General features: G+C 49.2%; 1 protein-coding gene and 1 pseudogene. Both read right to left on the reverse strand.

Going from position 1 to position 592, the window contains the following annotated elements; translation table 11 throughout:
* Positions 1-206 (reverse strand): annotated as a pseudogene (gene fliI, locus R7R24_RS28720) (flagellum-specific ATP synthase FliI); the annotation flags it as partial.
* A gap of 3 nt (positions 207-209) precedes the next feature.
* Positions 210-592 (reverse strand): flagellar assembly protein FliH (locus R7R24_RS28725; protein ID WP_318120462.1); only part of this gene is annotated, 383 nt, incomplete at its 5' end.

Genomic DNA, 592 nt, shown 5'->3' on the forward strand with positions numbered 1-592 from the left:
TACAAGTTGTCACCAGAAAAACCAACCACTTCGGCTTCCATGTGACCAGACATGGTTTCAACCAAACATAGACTGCCGATCGGCGCACGACAGCCCGTTGCTTCTAAGGTCAAACCAACAACGCGCACCAATTTGCCAGAAGCGACCGGGCGCGTGGTTAAGCCTTCGACTTTGTAGTTTTTGAGACGATCGGCCAAAGCTTGCATGGATTACTCACCCTCTTGGTGACGGTTCGCGCCACAAAAACTGTGCAGCACACTCTTGATGCGCTCTTCCATGCGGTAGTTAATGCTCGATTCGCCTGCTTCGATTTGCACATCGCCACGATTAAGTGATGGCTCAGAAACCAGTGTCCAGTTACGGCAATCTAAATCTTCTTCACCATACGCAGAGCGAATGATGACAACATCTTCAGGGTTGAGATGCAATGTGATTGGATGGCCAGAAATCGGCAGCGCTTCTACCGACTGCTTAACCGTATCGAGAATAATTTGTGGATTGGTTTGAACCTCGACATGCACCACTTCTTTGACTAAGCACAGCACCATGTCCACCAGTTGCTTCTCTACCTGAGCATTCATCAGCTCCAAAG

The organism is Vibrio sp. 704 (assembly GCF_033339295.1).